Below are 11810 nucleotides of genomic sequence, written 5' to 3' on the forward strand. Positions count from 1 at the left end.
CGAGCAGGACTGTTCAGCGAACGGATTGCTCCTCGACGGTGAGCCGGCGAAGCAGGGCGATCAGACCGGTAAGGTCCTCGTTCGGCAGAATGGCGAACACCGAGTCTTCGACGAGCTGGCGCATGACTGAGATGCGCACCTCGGCTCCCGCGGCCGTGAGTTGCACGACCTTGGAGCGACGGTCGTCGGGATCTTCGTGCCGCTCGGCCCACCCTCGCTGAACGAGCTTCTCGACCATGGCGGTGACATTGGAGCGGTCGCAATGCAGGGTGAGCGCAAGGTCCTTCATGGCCGGCGGCTCGATGGCCGGATCCAGCTCCCAGAGCAGCCCTCCCAGCGCGTGGGTGAGGTCGTGGCTGCGCAGGATGGCATCGGTTTGCGCGGTCACTCGGCGATTGGTCGCCCGGAACAGCATGGTGAGTTCTCGAAGTAGCTCGGCGCGAACCGCTCTCTTGGGCATGCGCTTCCGTTCCTCAATGATTGAGGTTGACAACTATCGAGGGCAGCAGTAGATCACGCACGATCCGCCAGGTCAATGACGACTGGATGCAACCTTCCTGGTTCGATACACGTCAACGACATGTGACCAAGAACCATCACATCACAGGTCCGCGAACCCGCTCCGGGCTTTGCACCGCCGGCGCGTTGTCGCGCCTCGCTCGTCGCCTGCAGTCAGAGGAGAACCAGGCAACGCTTGCCGGCCGAAGCCATCCCGAGCACGAGCTCAGAGCGCTGCTCGCTGCGTTCCCGCCGAGTGCGGTCCAGCCGGATCGACAATGGGCCGACGCCATCCTCGAGAACGGCCGCCGGGCGCTGCGCCGGCATCGCCTGCGCACCCTCACCGGGTCAACCGGCCTGGCAGTCCTGATGATCCTGGCAGCGGGTGCGGGCCTCCTGTGCGGCATGGCGATGTGAGCCGCCCGATGCACCCGCGCTTCGCAGCCCGGCGGCCCCACCGGCCGCCTCCGGTCACATGGTCAGCTCGCCGATGCGCTGCAGGGCGCGGGCCGCGGCTTCGGGGGTGCGGCGACCGAGCCCGCAACTGGTCGACACTCCGGCACGACCGCCGACGAGCTCGTCGATCATCTGGATGATCTGTCGCTGGGTCGCGAGATCCTGGTCCTCGTGGGCCACGCCGGCGATGAACCGGGTGTCAGCCGGAAGGCGCAGCCGGCGCAGCGGCGCATACCAGCCCGGGTGGGTCGGCGGCGGTTCCTCGGCGGCGGCGAACGGCGCGTGGACATATTCCAGCGGACGTCCGCCGGGCCACGCCTTGACGATCGCATTGGTCAATGCGACCAGCGGTCCGGTGTCGGTCATCCGCCCGAGCGCACGGTGGTTCATGTCGCCCAGGCACAGGTGCAGCCCGAACCGGGCGCCGTGGGGCGCCTGCCGCGCCAGGTTGGCCACGCCCCGGCCCATCATGCGCGCCATGAGCGGCCGCAGCGGCGGCGGCGTCCGGGCCACCATGATCAGTTCGACCGGGATCTCGATCTGGAACACGACATCGTCGCCGGCCTCGGCGTGAATCGCTCGGACCTCGGCGATCGTCGCATCGGTGAAGGGCCGGCGGTGACGCAGAGCGCCGAGCGGGCCGAGCGCGAAGAGCGCCATGTCGAGGTCGCCGGGCACACCGACCTGGAACCCGGTCTGGGCCGGGCCGCGCACCTGCTGATAGGTCGGATAACTCTCCCGGAACGCGGCCACGTGACCGAAGTCGAGGCTGTCGCCGGTCAAGGCGTGCCCGCGGCGGACCTTGAACACCAGCAGGTCGTCGTAGTCCGTCCAGCGACCGTCCTGCTTGACCTCGAGGTCGGGATGCCGGCGCAGCCCCTCGATGATGTGGACGATCCAGTGATGGCGCTCTCCGGTCTCGCCGTCGGGCAGCACCGGCAGTCGATCACCGACGGCTTCCAGAAACTGACGCATCGCGGCGCCGGCATCCGGCGCCGGAAAACTGCCGACCAGATGCGGGCGACGCTGCATCCCCGACGCGGTCACGGCGTCACCTCCATCACTCATGGGGGCAGCTTAACGGCGATCGGGACGACCGCGGCAGACGGCGGCTCGGCCGCGATTCGTGCGGCGGTGGTAGGCCCCGCAATGTGATCTACCACTGTTGCAGTAGCTGTCGTTCACCACATGCGTACGACGTGCAATGCCCTTGCGGCGGCCATCCTTTGACGCATGACCACAGTCCACGCACAGAGCGAACGCCAGCTCGATCTGGCGATGTCAACAGATCGCCGCACGCCGGCGTCCTGGGCAACCGCGGTCGGTCTCGGAGGCGTCTGCGTCGCAGCGTCGATCATCGCGCTGATGCACGTGTTCGGTCCGACCGCAGCGATCTCACCTGTCGACCTGACCATCAGCGAGTACGCGCTCGCCAGTTCCGGATGGGCCTTCGGACTCGCCGTGCTGATCCTGGCCGGCGCATCGTTGAGCGTCTTCGCCGCCATGGTGATGAGCCGCCGGATCCCGCTGCTGTCGTCGGCGAGCGTGTTCGCGATGCTCTGGTCCGCGGGACTGATCGTGCTCGTGCTGTTCCCCAAGGCGCCTTACACAGCCACTGAAGGCCTCGGCGGCGACGTGCACCGGTACGCCAGTTTCATCGCCTTCGTATCCCTGCCGATTGCCGTGCTCCTGGTCGCCCGCAGCGCGGCCGGCCGCCGGCCGTGGGCCAAGTGGCTGAGCATCGGGTCGCTGGCCTGGTTCGTGCCGATGTTCGTGGCCATGGCCTATCAGGGTTTCACCGGTGGAGCGCCCTGGTGGACCGTCGTTCCGCTGGGGCTGATCGAGCGGGGAATGGCGGGTATGGAAATCGCCGCGATCCTGGTGCTCGCTTGGCCTTCGGTGCGCCGTGCCAGGCCTGCTCGAACCGGCAGGGACACCAGCATGTGGGAGAACGAGCTGCACGACCCGGCCGACAGACCGGCAATGGGTCCGGTCGCTGCACCGGCACCGGTCGGCGGCTAGTCCGGCGACTGACGAGCCCGCAAGGGCAACCGCAGCGGACCCGGCCGACAGGCAATTTGAGATCTCAATGATTAGGGAGACTGATCCGATGGACCGGCAAAGAGGGCTGAACCGCACCACGACGATCACTGGAGCGCTGGTCGTGGCCAGCCTCAGCGGGACTCTCGCGGTCGGCCTCGTCGCCCGCGACGCGGAGTCCACCGGTACGACGACGACCCCGCCCACCGGCGATGCGACCTTGAGCACCGACGGAGCCACCACCGACACCGACGGCGAAGGCGAGTCGAGCGGCAGCACCGCAGACTCGCCCACGCTGTCGCCCGGCGACGACGGCTCCGGCCAGGCCACCTCAGGTGGGTCGTGACATGCCGCTCGCCGAGACCCTTCCGATCGGGCCGGACACCGCCCAGTGGTCCGCCTGGGGCACCGTAGCGCGCATCGTCGTCACCGATCCCGCGTTGCTGGCTGACGCCGTCACGATCGTCGGAGCAGAACTGGACGCCATCGACGCGGCGTGCAGCCGATTCCGTCCCGACTCCGAACTCTCCGCCGCCTGCCGGGCCGGTGGGCGGGCGGTCACCGTCAGCCCGCTGCTCGCCGAGCTGCTCCGTGCGGCCTTGGAAGCGGCCCGGACCAGCGACGGTGACGTCGACCCGACGGTCGGTGCGGCGCTGTGCGGGCTCGGCTACGACCGCGACTTCGCCGCCATCACCGGTCACACGGTGGCGCCGGCCGTCCGCGTCTTCCCGGCGCCGGACTGGCGGGCCGTACGGCTGGACGACCGCAAGCTCACCGTGCCCCACGGCGTCCTGCTCGACCTCGGCGCCACCGCCAAGGCCGCCGCCGCCGACCGGGCCGCGATGATGGTCGCCGCGCGGCTCGGCATCGGCGTGCTGGTCGCGCTCGGCGGCGACATCGCCACCGCCGGCCCGGCCCCCGTGAGCGGCTGGCAGGTGTTGGTGCAGGATCGGCCGGGCGACCCGCAGTGCACCGTGCGGCTGCCGGGCGGCGCGGCGATCGCGACCTCCAGCACGGTGGCCCGCGCCTGGGGCGCCCCTGGCGAGCCTCTGCACCACATCCTCGACCCGCGCAGCGGCCGGCCCGCACCCCGCGTCTGGCGCACGGTTTCCGTTGCCGCGGCCTCCTGCCTGCGAGCCAACACACTGAGCACCGCGGCAGTCGTCCGAGGACATGCCGCACCGAAACTTCTCGCCGGCGTGCCGGCCCGCCTGGTGACCGCCGCCGGCGACGTCTTACGACTGGGCACGTGGCCGGCATGACTGAAGCGCTGTGGTACATCGGGCGCGGCACCGGCGTCGTCGCGCTCGTCCTGCTCACCATCGTGGTCGCGCTGGGCATCGGCGCACGCTCCGGGCGCACAGCTTTCGGGCTGCCCCGCTTCGCCGTCAACATGCTGCACCGCAACGCGGCGCTGCTCGCCCTGGTGTTACTCGCCGGGCACGTCGGCAGTCTCTACTTCGACCCGTACGCGCAACTCCGCCTCATTGATGTGGTGTTGCCGTTCACCGGCGCGTACCGGCCGTTCTGGCTGGGCCTCGGCACCCTCGGTTTCGACCTGATACTGGCCCTGATCGCGACCAGCCTGCTGCGGCACCGGCTCGGCGCCCGCAGCTGGCGGATCGTGCACTGGCTCGCGTACCTGTGCTGGCCGACCGCGCTGATGCACGGGCTGCAGACCGGCTCGGACGGCGGGAGCTGGTGGCTGCGTACCGTGCTGGTCTTCTGTGCCGCTCTGGTCCTTGCCGCCGTTGTCTGGCGGCTCTCGCCGTCGTTCACCCAGTTCCCCGCTCGCGCCAACCGCCGGGTCCGCACCCTCGAGGAGACCCCATGACCACGCTGCTGAACGGTCCCGCCGATGGCCGGCTGGACACCCACCTCGACCGGCACGGCAGGCCACCGGTGCTGAACGCCTCAGCTCGTCGCCCAGCTGCGAGCCGCCGGGCTGACCGGACGCGGCGGCGCCGGCTTCCCCACCTGGCGCAAGGTGGACACGGTGCTGCGCGCCGGCGGCACCCCCGTAGTCGTGGCCAACGGCGCCGAGGGCGAACCGTCCAGCAGAAAGGACCGGGCGCTGCTCAGCTACCAGCCACACCTCGTCCTGGACGGCCTCCAGCTGGCCGCACGCGCGCTCGGCGCGCGCACCGCCCACCTGTACACCGGCCGGGCCTCTGCCGACGGCGTCCGGGCCGCCCTCATCGACCGGCGCGGCACGGGGCTGGATCCGGTCCCGGTGACTGTCACCGTCGCTCCGGACACCTTCATCGCCGGAGAGGAGTCGGCCGTGGTCGCCGCCGTCTCCAGGCGGCCCGCGGTGCCGGCCGACAAACGGCGCCGGATCACTGAGGCCGGCGTCGGAGGCGCGCCCACCCTGGTCCAGAACGTTGAAACGCTCGCCCAGCTCGCACTGATCGCCCGGCACGGTCCCGACTGGTTCCGGTCTGCGGGCACGGCCGACGAACCGGGGACCTTCCTGACGACGGTGAGCGGAGCGGTCGCCGCCCCCGGCGTCATCGAGGCGGGCCACGGCGTCCGGCTGGGCGAGCTGATCACCGCGGCCGGCGGGCCCACCGCACCGCTGCAGGCGGTGCTGCTGGGTGGCTATCACGGCGGCTGGGCGCCGGCCCGGCGGGACCTGGAGATCAGCCGGGCATCCCTCGCGCCTTTCGGAGCGTCGCCTGGCGCAGGCATCGTGCGCGCGCTGTCGGCAGACGAATGCGGCCTGGTGGAGACCGCACGGATCGCCGGCTACCTCGCCGGAGAGGTGGCCGGGCAATGTGGCCCCTGCATCAACGGGCTGCCGCGGCTCGCCGGGACGATGGCCGACCTGGCACGGCAACGGGCCAGACCCGGCCTGCCGGCCGAGGTGGCGAGGCTTGCCGCGATGGTCACCGGCCGTGGCGCCTGCCGGCATCCGGACGGTACGGCACGCATGATCATCAGTGCCATGCGCACCTTCAAGGAAGACGTCACTGCCCATCTTGCCGGCCACTGTCTGGCTTCGGTGAGCGAAGGGGTCAGGCGATGAGCTACCTGCACGTCGACTGGACTGCCTGCGACGGACGAGGCCTGTGTGCGGAACTGCTGCCGGAGCTGCTGGTCGAGGACGACTGGGGCTATCCCGTTGCCCGCACCGGAAAGTCTCAGCCCACGGTCCCGCGCCATCTCGAGGACGTCGCCCGCCGCGCCGTCGACCGTTGCCCCGCGCTGGCTCTGCGGCTCGTCAGCGCCCCGCCCCAAGCCCCCGAGCGCGCGCATCGGGGATAAACCGCTACTCCAGCGGTGGGTGTGGCGCGTACGGTGTGGCTGGCCGGCGATCGCGTGCGGCGGCGGCTTACGGACACAGGCGTGCGGACCCGAAGGAGCGAATGTTGCCAGGCGCTGAACTGCGAGGGGTCACTCTGGACTGTGCCGACCCGCAGACGCTGGCCGGCTTCTACGGTGCACTGACCGGGATGCGCGAGCTGTTCAGTTCGGACGAGTTCGTCGCTCTGACGGGCGGCTCGGGCTGTGATCTGGGATTCCAGCGGGTTGACGGATACCGGGCTCCGCAGTGGCCGGGTCAGGACGTGCCACAGCAGTTCCATCTGGATCTCCGCGCCGACGACCTCGATGCGACGGAAGAGCTGGCGCTGAAGCTCGGTGCCATCAAACCGGAGCATCAGCCCGGCGACGGACGCTGGTGGGTGCTCCTGGATCCGGCCGGCCACCCCTTCTGCCTGACGCCTTCCTGACCGCACCGGCGTCGACAGGCGCCTCCGCAGGATCAGATCAGGCCTTGCCGGATCGCATTCGCGACCGCGTGGGGGCGATTTCTGGCTTGCATGGTCTTGATGATCCTGGTGACGTAGTTCTTGACCGAACGCTCCGACAGGTGCACGTCCAGCGCGATTTCCGCGGTGCTGAAACCTTCGGAGAGGAGCCGGACGATGTCGAACTCGAGAGCGGACAAGACCGCGTGCGACTCCCGGCCCGAGGGCTGAGACCAATATGCCGGTCTCAATGACTCCAGGGCTGCCCCGACCACGCTTGACGGAAGCACGCCATGGCGGGCGGCCACGGCCAGCACGGTGGCGATCAGTCTGTCGCTCGTCGCGTGGCGGCGTGGGATCACACCCCGCACCCCGTAGGAGATCGCCGCGACGACGTGCCGTTCGGTCATGTCGTTCTCGATGAGCACGATCGGCGCGCTGCTGCCGCCGGAGGTCCGCCTCGACGTCTGAAGGCTGAGCGGAAGAGCCTTCTCGACGATGACGACCAGCACGTCTGCCTTGGCCAGGTCATCATCGTCCACGAGCTCGATTCTGGGATCGCCGGCCAAGAGGCTCGAGAGGCGTGCGCGGAGATGAGCCCGGATGTGGTGCGCCACTCGTTCCGCACGTGGGCGTACGGGAGTGCTCTCGCCCTGCTGGACAATCGGCAGTTGGACGATGAGCTGTTCTACGTCGCCTGCCTCCTCCACGACCACGGACTCCAGCAATCGCGCGTCGGCGAGGATTTCACGCTGCGGAGCGCCGAGCGTGCGTTGCAGTGCGTCCGCGCGGCCGACCGTTCCGAGGCGGTCGGGGTGACGGTGGCGGACGCGATCACCTTTCATGTCACGCCGGGCGTCTGCCGCATTCCTGCCGAGACGGAGGGCGCTCGACTGGGCTGCTATGTCCAGGCGGGCTCGATGCTCGATCTGTCGGGACTTCGGGCGAGCGACCTGTCGCGCGCATACCGCCACGCGGTAGCCGGCAAGGACGAACGGAACGGGGTCACGGACAGGTTTGTCCGGCTGGTGCGGGCGGAGGCGAAGGCGAATCCGCGCAGCCGGTTCGGCATGCTGCACCGGTGCGGGATCACCACGACGTTTCGCCTCAATCCGTTGCGTCCGCGGTGATGACCGGCCGCGTCCAGCTCACGATGCTCGGCCCAGCGTCGTGGACCGCGCCCGAGGCTGGAGCGGAATGTTGCCGACGGTCGGCAGTGTAGACGGGCGGCAGCGGGCGCCGGCAAAGCCGGAATGCACATCACAAAGCAATGTCGCGACGTGACATCATCGCGTAGAGTTCTGGATATCCAGTCGATCCAGGACGCCTCCCAGAAGTTGGAGCGATGACCATGATCCTCGAAATCGCCGAGTTGAGCGCAAAGCCGGGCAGTGAGAAGGCATTCACCGAAGCGCACGCCGCGGCCGTCGAGGCATTCGGGCCGTCCGAGGGAATGCTCTCGGCACGCCTCACCCAGGGGGTCGAGACCCCGACGAACTTCGTCCTTCTCGTGGAGTGGACCGACGTCGCGGCCCACGAGCGTTACCGCGGCTCCGAGCAGTTCGCCAAGTGGCGCGCGGCGATCGGCCCGCACGTCGCCGGGCCCGCCGCCGTCCAGCACACCCGAGTCGTCGCCTGACCGCGATCGGTTTCCGCGGCGGGTCCGGGCGATGCCTTGACCCGCCGCGAACCTACCGGGGCTTCATCAATAGTCGGCCCGTCCACCCGAGGCGTCGAACACCGCACCGGTCGTGAAACCGCAGGACGTTTGCCTGCTTGGAAGCTGCCTGGAAGCTGGCCAGCCGCCGACGACGACGGCGCGGGCCGGGGCTAGATCCGTGCCATGCGGCGGCGCTCGATCAGATAGCCGACGAGGACGCACCCGAGGCTGGGCAGAGTGGTGAAGAGCTGCGGCCAGGTGTTCTCACCGGGCGGGTCGACGCTGGAAACTCCCGGATAGAGCGCGACGGACAGCTGGGTGAGGCCGTAGATGCTCGCCACGACGGCGGCGGTTACCAGCGACGCACGCGTCTGGGCCGGCTTCCACAGGTAATAGAGGGCCACCAGGCCGAGCGCGACGCCCATGCCGCGATGTCACGCCGCGACATCATCCTATTGATGTCGCGGCGTGACGTCAACGCGCCGCTGAAGAGGTGCGCAGGCGGTCCGGGCAGAGCCTGGCCAGGTTTGATCAGGGGTGCCGGGTGGCCGGTGCCCGGCGCCGCCCGCGCGGCGACCCGGCCCTGGGCACGATGGCGGCCAGCAGAGACATCACTGTCTCGGTGATGGTCGTCAGGTCCGTGTTGTCGTTGCTCTCCAACCACTTCCGGTACGCCGTGCGGAAGATCTGGCTCCCCGTGCTGGCTGCGAGTTCCGCGATGTCGGGGTCGATCCCACGCTCGCAGAGCGCTCGCCGGAACCCGCCGGCCATCTGATCCTGTTTGATCAGGTCGCGTTCCAGCAGCCGGGGATCCGACGCGATCATCCGGCCCCGCCGACGCAGGGTCTCTCGTGATCCGAGTTTCGCCCAGTCGTAACCGGCCAGGGTCCGGGCCACCGCCTCGAGCGGATTCGTGAGGTCGGGGATCTGCAGGAGCTCCTGGACGAGCGCCTCGTTGAGCGCGTCCGCGTCGGCGAAGAGCACTTCTTCCTTGTCCGAGAAGTACCGGAAGAAGGTCCGGGTGGTGACCCGGGCACGTTTCGCGATCTGGACGGCGCTGGTGTCCTCGAATCCCTGCTCTTCGAACAGCTCCATGGCGGCCTGCTTCATCCGCTCTGCACTGCCGTGTTCCCACCGAGGCATTGGGCCAACTTACCGGCCGCCGAGGTCAGCCGAGGTGCTGGGACAGGAACAACGCCGCGCGGTCGATGGCCTGATCTGCCTCGTCGAGGAGGCCGGCGCTGGGTGTTTGATGCCTGGTGTCGGGATTTTTCCGGCTTAAGGACTTCAAAGCACTGTTTTTAGGGACCGAACGGGTGATCCAGAGCGCGGCTCGAGGGTCTTCACTTATGGCAGCGGCCCACCCGGGCCGCCGGGAAGCGAAGATCTGCCAGGACGCATTGGTCGCCCTAGGTCCGGCAGGGAGCAAGAGGCGAAACCGACCCCGAAGGCTTCATCGACCACCCACGGTCGAGACTTCGAGGAGTACGGCACATGAAGCTCAACATCCGCAAGCCCCTCGTCACCGCCGCCATCGCCGGTGGCATCGTAGCCGTCAGCGCCAGCGCCGCCTTCGCGTTCTGGACCGCCACCGGCACCGGCTCCGGCACCGCCACCACCGCGGAGGCCAGCACCAACCTCACCATCACGCAGACCGCCTTCAACGGCAGCGCCCTGGTGCCCGGCGGCAACGCCCAGGCCGTCAGCGGCACGATCGCGAACGCCAACACCTTCGCCGTGCCGATCGCCTCGTTCGTCGCGAGCGTCGCGGTCGACGCCACCCACACCCAGGCCGGCTGCTCGGCCGCCTGGTACAGCGTGCCGAGCCTGAGCGCACCGAGCTCGGTGCCGGCCGGTGGCAGCGTCAACTTCGCCGGCACGGTGAAGCTGAACGACACGCTGGCCACCAACCAGGACGCCTGCAAGGGCGCGACCGTCACCCTCACCTACACCGCCAGCTGACCGCCCGGTGACCGGTCCGGGGCGGTGGACTTCCTTTCGCCCCGGACCGCATCCGCGACCCACCTGAAAGGAGACGGCGGTGCGGCGGTACACCATGGCGGCAGCCGTGACGGTCCTGATCGGTGTCGGTGTCCTCGGTGGACGTGAGCTCGCCATCTCACTGTCCGCATCGGACGCTCCGGGGCACAGCTTCCGGATCAGCGGAACGGCCGCCGGCCTGATGCCGGGCAAAGCCGTGCCGCTGAAGGTCACCGTCACCAACCCCGATGCGCAGCCCATCCGTCTCACCTCGGTGAGCGCGGCGGCGCAATCGGCCGGCCGGGATTGTCCGCCGAGTCTGCTGGCCATCACGTCGTTCGCCGGCGCCCCGCAGACGATCGTGCCCGGGCGTGGCCAGGTCGAGGTCCAGCTGACGATCACGTTGTCGACGCAGGCATCGAACGCCTGCCGGCGCGTTTCCTTCCCACTGAGCTTCACCGGACGGGCAGAGCAATGGCAATGATCGGACGCATCGCCGCGGCCGTGCTGGCCGGAGCAACGCTCGCCACCGCGATCGTGACACCGGCATCCGCCTACTGGCGTGCGTCGGGCAGCGGAAACGGCACCGTGCCCACCGGCACCGGAACGACCAAGGTGATCACCCTGTCGCTCGCGGCCGCCAACGGGCGCGCCATCCGGGCGACCGGCACGGCCGGTCTGTCCCCGGCGTTCAATCCCGCGGTCACGGTGGTGCTCTGCCGGGTGAACACGTGGCCGTGCCCGAGCTCGTCGGTCGCTGCGACGCTCACCGCGACCGCCGCCACCGGTACGCCGTCCTACAGCACGACCAGCGCCAACCTCAACGCGATCACCGTGTGGGGCATGGCGAACCAGCTCGAGACCTCGGGCTGGCGCAACTACAGCACCGTGGCCGGGCCGATCACCGGCTGAACCGGCCGCTTCCCCGCACCACCCAAGACGCCCGGTCACCCCCTGACCGGCGAACCCCCCATGCGCCGCCACGGCGGCATCCGAAGAGAGCAGGCATCCCATGATCCGCATGTTCCAGAACCGCATGGCTCAGGCGCGCTCCACCGATGACGGCTTCACACTCATCGAGCTGCTCATCGTCGTGGTCATCCTCGGCGTGCTGTCCGGCATCGTCGTCTTCGCGGTCAGCGCGTTCAACAACGACGGCGTCCTCGCCGCCTGCAAGACCGACCGCAAGAGCGTCGAGACCGCTTCCGAGGCCTTCTTCGCCAAGAGCGCCACAGGGGTCCACGCGACGAACGTCGCCGCGCTGGTCACCGCCGGCTACCTCAAGTCGGAGCCGGCCAGCACCAAGTACTCGATCACGTACACCGTCGTGCCCGCCACCGCCACCGCCCCGGAGAACGCGACGGTCACCTCCAACCTGGCCGGCTGCTGATCTGAGCACCGATGGGCGAGGCGCTGATCCCGGC

At 69.4% G+C, this 11810-nt stretch carries 19 protein-coding genes; 14 read left to right on the forward strand and 5 right to left on the reverse strand.

Going from position 1 to position 11810, the window contains the following annotated elements:
* Nucleotides 1-13 precede the first annotated feature (13 nt).
* Nucleotides 14-415, reverse strand: coding sequence for a MarR family winged helix-turn-helix transcriptional regulator (locus tag ACZ6TI_RS13235; protein ID WP_465345266.1), 402 nt, complete (start codon nucleotides 413-415; stop codon nucleotides 14-16).
* Nucleotides 416-486: 71 nt separating this feature from the next.
* On the opposite strand from ACZ6TI_RS13235, the gene ACZ6TI_RS13240 reads away from it, so the two are divergent.
* A complete protein-coding gene (locus tag ACZ6TI_RS13240; RefSeq protein WP_465345267.1) occupies nucleotides 487-915 on the forward strand; it encodes a hypothetical protein in 429 nt (142 codons plus the stop codon).
* 54 nt (nucleotides 916-969) lie between these two features.
* On the opposite strand, the gene ACZ6TI_RS13245 is transcribed toward ACZ6TI_RS13240, so the two are convergent.
* Nucleotides 970-2022 carry a hypothetical protein gene (locus ACZ6TI_RS13245; protein WP_465345268.1) on the reverse strand — a complete coding sequence of 351 codons (1053 nt, stop codon included), beginning with the start codon at nucleotides 2020-2022 and terminating at the stop codon, nucleotides 970-972.
* A gap of 165 nt (nucleotides 2023-2187) precedes the next feature.
* Here ACZ6TI_RS13245 and ACZ6TI_RS13250 point away from each other — a divergent pair, with 165 nt between their 5' ends.
* The 7 genes from ACZ6TI_RS13250 (at nucleotide 2188) to ACZ6TI_RS13280 (ending at nucleotide 6728) form a co-directional block, all read left to right on the forward strand.
* Nucleotides 2188-2976, forward strand: coding sequence for a DUF998 domain-containing protein (locus tag ACZ6TI_RS13250; protein ID WP_465345269.1), 789 nt, complete (start codon nucleotides 2188-2190; stop codon nucleotides 2974-2976).
* An 88-nt stretch (nucleotides 2977-3064) separates the two neighbouring features.
* The gene (locus ACZ6TI_RS13255) at nucleotides 3065-3340 is read left to right on the forward strand and encodes a hypothetical protein (protein WP_465345270.1); all 276 of its coding nucleotides are present in this window, start codon (nucleotides 3065-3067) and stop codon (nucleotides 3338-3340) included.
* 1 nt (nucleotide 3341) lies between these two features.
* Entirely contained in the window at nucleotides 3342-4256 is a 915-nt protein-coding gene (locus ACZ6TI_RS13260; RefSeq protein ID WP_465345271.1) for an FAD:protein FMN transferase, read from the forward strand.
* Nucleotides 4253-4828 (forward strand): ferric reductase-like transmembrane domain-containing protein, encoded by a 576-nt coding sequence (locus ACZ6TI_RS13265; RefSeq protein WP_465345272.1) that lies wholly within the window; start codon nucleotides 4253-4255, stop codon nucleotides 4826-4828. Before ACZ6TI_RS13260 ends, ACZ6TI_RS13265 begins: the two co-directional genes overlap by 4 nt.
* 111 nt (nucleotides 4829-4939) lie before the next feature.
* The gene (locus tag ACZ6TI_RS13270) at nucleotides 4940-6022 is read left to right on the forward strand and encodes an NADH-ubiquinone oxidoreductase-F iron-sulfur binding region domain-containing protein (protein WP_465345452.1); all 1083 of its coding nucleotides are present in this window, start codon (nucleotides 4940-4942) and stop codon (nucleotides 6020-6022) included.
* Nucleotides 6019-6261: a ferredoxin gene (locus ACZ6TI_RS13275; protein ID WP_465345273.1), complete on the forward strand. Its 243-nt coding sequence runs from the start codon at nucleotides 6019-6021 to the stop codon at nucleotides 6259-6261. The genes ACZ6TI_RS13270 and ACZ6TI_RS13275 overlap by 4 nt, the downstream gene beginning before the upstream one ends.
* A 101-nt stretch (nucleotides 6262-6362) precedes the next feature.
* Entirely contained in the window at nucleotides 6363-6728 is a 366-nt protein-coding gene (locus tag ACZ6TI_RS13280; protein ID WP_465345274.1) for a VOC family protein, read from the forward strand.
* Nucleotides 6729-6760: 32 nt separating this feature from the next.
* Here the strand turns inward: ACZ6TI_RS13280 and ACZ6TI_RS13285 are convergent, their stop codons facing one another.
* Nucleotides 6761-7288, reverse strand: a complete 528-nt coding sequence (locus ACZ6TI_RS13285; RefSeq protein WP_465345275.1) for a helix-turn-helix transcriptional regulator — start codon at nucleotides 7286-7288, stop codon at nucleotides 6761-6763.
* A 129-nt stretch (nucleotides 7289-7417) separates the two neighbouring features.
* Here ACZ6TI_RS13285 and ACZ6TI_RS13290 point away from each other — a divergent pair, with 129 nt between their 5' ends.
* Nucleotides 7418-7876: a hypothetical protein gene (locus ACZ6TI_RS13290; RefSeq protein WP_465345276.1), complete on the forward strand. Its 459-nt coding sequence runs from the start codon at nucleotides 7418-7420 to the stop codon at nucleotides 7874-7876.
* A 221-nt stretch (nucleotides 7877-8097) separates the two neighbouring features.
* Entirely contained in the window at nucleotides 8098-8385 is a 288-nt protein-coding gene (locus ACZ6TI_RS13295; RefSeq protein WP_465345277.1) for a putative quinol monooxygenase, read from the forward strand.
* Nucleotides 8386-8576: 191 nt separating this feature from the next.
* Here ACZ6TI_RS13295 and ACZ6TI_RS13300 read toward each other — a convergent pair whose 3' ends face one another.
* The gene (locus ACZ6TI_RS13300; RefSeq protein WP_465345278.1) at nucleotides 8577-8831 is read right to left on the reverse strand and encodes a DUF6640 family protein; all 255 of its coding nucleotides are present in this window, start codon (nucleotides 8829-8831) and stop codon (nucleotides 8577-8579) included.
* Between the two features lie 106 nt (nucleotides 8832-8937).
* Nucleotides 8938-9501, reverse strand: a complete 564-nt coding sequence (locus ACZ6TI_RS13305) for a TetR family transcriptional regulator (protein WP_465345279.1) — start codon at nucleotides 9499-9501, stop codon at nucleotides 8938-8940.
* A gap of 399 nt (nucleotides 9502-9900) precedes the next feature.
* On the opposite strand from ACZ6TI_RS13305, the gene ACZ6TI_RS13310 reads away from it, so the two are divergent.
* From ACZ6TI_RS13310 to ACZ6TI_RS13325, 4 genes are all read left to right on the forward strand, one after another.
* Complete coding sequence (locus ACZ6TI_RS13310) at nucleotides 9901-10368, forward strand: hypothetical protein (RefSeq protein WP_465345280.1); 468 nt, start codon at nucleotides 9901-9903, stop codon at nucleotides 10366-10368.
* 79 nt (nucleotides 10369-10447) lie between these two features.
* The gene (locus tag ACZ6TI_RS13315; RefSeq protein WP_465345281.1) at nucleotides 10448-10870 is read left to right on the forward strand and encodes a hypothetical protein; all 423 of its coding nucleotides are present in this window, start codon (nucleotides 10448-10450) and stop codon (nucleotides 10868-10870) included.
* On the forward strand, nucleotides 10867-11298 hold the full coding sequence (locus tag ACZ6TI_RS13320) for a hypothetical protein (RefSeq protein WP_465345282.1): 432 nt from the start codon (nucleotides 10867-10869) through the stop codon (nucleotides 11296-11298). Before ACZ6TI_RS13315 ends, ACZ6TI_RS13320 begins: the two co-directional genes overlap by 4 nt.
* 100 nt (nucleotides 11299-11398) lie before the next feature.
* Nucleotides 11399-11776 (forward strand): competence type IV pilus major pilin ComGC, encoded by a 378-nt coding sequence (locus tag ACZ6TI_RS13325; protein ID WP_465345283.1) that lies wholly within the window; start codon nucleotides 11399-11401, stop codon nucleotides 11774-11776.
* The last annotated feature ends 34 nt before the right edge of the window (nucleotides 11777-11810 follow it).

This window comes from Actinoplanes sp. NPDC051388, from assembly GCF_055586225.1.

What these genes read in the sequence shown, in the direction of transcription:
- ACZ6TI_RS13235 (WP_465345266.1), bottom strand. Translation starts at nt 415, where the DNA reads ATGCTGTTCCGGGCGACCAATCGCCGAGTGACCGCGCAAACCGATGCC.
- ACZ6TI_RS13245 (WP_465345268.1), bottom strand. Translation starts at nt 2,022, where the DNA reads ATGAGTGATGGAGGTGACGCCGTGACCGCGTCGGGGATGCAGCGTCGC.
- ACZ6TI_RS13250 (WP_465345269.1), top strand. Translation starts at nt 2,188, where the DNA reads ATGACCACAGTCCACGCACAGAGCGAACGCCAGCTCGATCTGGCGATG.
- ACZ6TI_RS13255 (WP_465345270.1), top strand. Translation starts at nt 3,065, where the DNA reads ATGGACCGGCAAAGAGGGCTGAACCGCACCACGACGATCACTGGAGCG.
- ACZ6TI_RS13260 (WP_465345271.1), top strand. Translation starts at nt 3,342, where the DNA reads ATGCCGCTCGCCGAGACCCTTCCGATCGGGCCGGACACCGCCCAGTGG.
- ACZ6TI_RS13265 (WP_465345272.1), top strand. Translation starts at nt 4,253, where the DNA reads ATGACTGAAGCGCTGTGGTACATCGGGCGCGGCACCGGCGTCGTCGCG.
- ACZ6TI_RS13275 (WP_465345273.1), top strand. Translation starts at nt 6,019, where the DNA reads ATGAGCTACCTGCACGTCGACTGGACTGCCTGCGACGGACGAGGCCTG.
- ACZ6TI_RS13280 (WP_465345274.1), top strand. Translation starts at nt 6,363, where the DNA reads ATGTTGCCAGGCGCTGAACTGCGAGGGGTCACTCTGGACTGTGCCGAC.
- ACZ6TI_RS13295 (WP_465345277.1), top strand. Translation starts at nt 8,098, where the DNA reads ATGATCCTCGAAATCGCCGAGTTGAGCGCAAAGCCGGGCAGTGAGAAG.
- ACZ6TI_RS13300 (WP_465345278.1), bottom strand. Translation starts at nt 8,831, where the DNA reads ATGGGCGTCGCGCTCGGCCTGGTGGCCCTCTATTACCTGTGGAAGCCG.
- ACZ6TI_RS13305 (WP_465345279.1), bottom strand. Translation starts at nt 9,501, where the DNA reads ATGGAGCTGTTCGAAGAGCAGGGATTCGAGGACACCAGCGCCGTCCAG.
- ACZ6TI_RS13310 (WP_465345280.1), top strand. Translation starts at nt 9,901, where the DNA reads ATGAAGCTCAACATCCGCAAGCCCCTCGTCACCGCCGCCATCGCCGGT.
- ACZ6TI_RS13320 (WP_465345282.1), top strand. Translation starts at nt 10,867, where the DNA reads ATGATCGGACGCATCGCCGCGGCCGTGCTGGCCGGAGCAACGCTCGCC.
- ACZ6TI_RS13325 (WP_465345283.1), top strand. Translation starts at nt 11,399, where the DNA reads ATGATCCGCATGTTCCAGAACCGCATGGCTCAGGCGCGCTCCACCGAT.